The following is a 2,438-nucleotide window of genomic DNA, read 5'->3' as shown; positions in this document are numbered from 1 at the left end:
GTGTCCGTCCGTTGAACCCGACCTAACGGGAGGGGTAGAGGCGGTCTAAGTGTCCACCATCAATAGTGGACACTATGAGGCACTCTATGAGCAGGCGGAAGAAGCGGTTTTGATCGGATGAAGAGAAGCTGGAGATTTGCCGTCAGACGGCTTTTCCCGGCGTATCGGTTGCCCAGGTTGCCCGACGCTATGCAGTAAATGCCAATCTGATTTTCAAATGGCTGAAGGATCCGCGCTTCGCACAGGGGCTCATTGAGGGGGCAGCGGAGGCGGTGTTTCTGCCGGTGGAGGTCAGCCCGCCAAATTTCGAAGCGGAGCCGGTGCCAGAGCTGTCTGAACCGGTTGCTCCCTCCTCGGGGCGGATCGAGATTGAGCTTGCAGGCGGTCACCGGATCAGCGCTGAAGGCGGGTTTGATCCTGACGTTTTGGCAGGCCTCCTGAAAGGGATCCTGTCTTGATCCCGGTGCCGTCAAATACCCGGGTTTGGCTGGCGGCCGGGGTGACCGACATGCGCCGGGGTTTCAACACGCTGGCGGCGCAGGCGGAGAAGGTCTTGGCGGAAGATCCCTATTCCGGCCATCTGTTCGTGTTCCGAGGGCGGCGCGGGGATCTCTTGAAGATTATCTGGTGGGATGCCCAGGGGGCCTGTCTGTTCTCGAAGCGGCTGGAGAAAGGCCGGTTTGTCTGGCCCGCCGCGAAAGACGGCAAAATCTGCGTGACGGCGGCGCAGCTTTCGATGCTGCTGGAGGGCATCGACTGGCGGATGCCGCAGAAGACCTGGCGGCCGCTCAGCGTCGGATAGATCAATAAAATATAGGCATTGAGCGCCTTCAGGATTCACCTTCGGCCTTGGCTCCGGTATAGGGGGGCAATGCTGAAGGACCTGGATACCGCCCCTGACGACCCGGCTGAGCTGCGGCGCATCAACGCGCTTCTGGCCGCTGAGGTTAAGTCACAGGCGTTGCTGATCGAGAAGCTTCAGCATCAGCTGGCAGGTCACAACCGGCACCGTTTCGGGTCTAAATCAGAAGGCCTGGATCAGCTCAACCTGATCTTTGAGGAAGATGAGCAGATTGCGGTGTCAGCCGAAGGGCAGGCAAAATCCGCAGCTGGTTCCGAGGGAGATAGCCCGGCACGCCAGCACAGCCGCAAACCGCTGCCGGACCATTTGGACCGGCATGACGAGGTGCTGTCGCCGGGAGAGGAATGCGGCCGCTGCGGCGGCGCTCTGAAGGCCTTGGGCGACGATATTACCGAAGAGCTGGAATATGTGCCGGGCCGGTTCGTGGTGAACCGGATCATCCGGCCCCGCAAGGCCTGCTCCTGCTGCGAGGCCATCGTGCAATCGCCGCTGCCGTCGCGCCCGATTGAACGCGGCAGGCCTGGACCTGGCTTGCTGGCGCATGTGCTGGTCAGCAAATACGCCGACCATCTTCCCCTGTACCGGCAATCACAAATCTACGCCCGCGAAGGCATCAATCTGGACCGCTCGACCATGGCGGATTGGGTGGGCCGTGCGACCGCGCTTCTGGAACCCTTGGCTGACGCAATCGGACGGATCGTCCGGCAAGGCGGCGCCCTGTTCGCCGATGATACCCCGGTCAAGATGCAGGCGCCTGGGCAGAAGAAGACCAAGACGGCGCGTGTCTGGACCTATGTCCGCGATGAGCGGCCCTGGGCCGGGCAATCGCCGCCCTGCACCTGGTACCAGTTCACCATCGACCGCAAAGGCGAGCATCCTGTCTTCCATCTCTCGGGATACAAAGGCTGGGTGCATGCGGATGGCTATTCCGGCTTCAATGGCCTGTTCGGAAAGAACAAGGCTGGCGAGATGGCCTGCATGGCACATGTCAGGCGCAAGTTCGTGGATGTGTTCCAATCGCAAGGGCTGGCCATCGCCGGAGAGGCCATCCGCAGGATTGCCGAGCTCTATGCTGTCGAGAAAGAAGCGCGCGGCAAGCCCCCGGCAGAGCGGGTTGCTTTGCGGCAAGCAAAGGCCCAGCCGGTCTTCGATGATTTGGAAGCCTGGCTGCACGCGCAATTGCCCAAGATCTCGGGCAAGTCGCCCCTGGCCCAGGCCATACGCTATGCCTTGGGCCGGATGCCGAAGGCCCGGCCATATCTCGATAACGGCCGTTTGGAATTGGACAACAACAGTGCCGAACGGGCCGTCAAACCCGTGGCCATAGGCCGCAAAAACTGGATGTTCGCAGGTTCCGAGGGCGGCGGCAAAGCCATGGCCATCGCATTCACTCTGATCGAAACCGCCAAAATGAACGGCGTCGATCCCCAAGCATGGCTCACATGGGTTCTGGCCCAAATTGCTGACCATAAAATCACTCGCCTGAACGAACTCATGCCCTGGCGCTACGCTGCTATCGCAGCGTAGCAGCGACCACCGGAACCACATCAGAGCGCCTTCGCCGGACGGTCACGGT

At 61.2% G+C, this 2,438-nt stretch carries 3 protein-coding genes; all 3 read left to right on the top strand.

The genetic code is table 11. From position 1 onward, the window contains the following. The first annotated feature begins 128 nt into the window (after window positions 1-128). The 3 genes from tnpA to tnpC all read left to right on the top strand — a co-directional run bounded on the left by tnpA (window position 129) and on the right by tnpC (window position 2,389). Window positions 129-458: an IS66-like element accessory protein TnpA gene (tnpA, locus tag ACR0AM_RS21520; RefSeq protein WP_480623991.1), complete on the top strand. Its 330-nt coding sequence runs from the start codon at window positions 129-131 to the stop codon at window positions 456-458. Then, window positions 455-802: an IS66 family insertion sequence element accessory protein TnpB gene (tnpB, locus tag ACR0AM_RS21515; RefSeq protein WP_480623990.1), complete on the top strand. Its 348-nt coding sequence runs from the start codon at window positions 455-457 to the stop codon at window positions 800-802. Before tnpA ends, tnpB begins: the two co-directional genes overlap by 4 nt. Window positions 803-871: 69 nt before the next feature. Next, on the top strand, window positions 872-2,389 hold the full coding sequence (gene tnpC / locus ACR0AM_RS21510; protein WP_480623989.1) for an IS66 family transposase: 1,518 nt from the start codon (window positions 872-874) through the stop codon (window positions 2,387-2,389). Window positions 2,390-2,438 lie beyond the last annotated feature (49 nt).

The sequence above is a fragment of the Ruegeria sp. AD9 genome (genome assembly GCF_056542305.1).
The sequence above is the reverse complement of the archived record's forward strand: the minus strand, read 5'-3'. Positions and strand labels throughout refer to the sequence as shown.

Bases quoted from the DNA above. Each gene is read 5' to 3' on its own strand.
- tnpC (WP_480623989.1), top strand. From the start codon at position 872: ATGCTGAAGGACCTGGATACCGCCCCTGACGACCCGGCTGAGCTGCGG.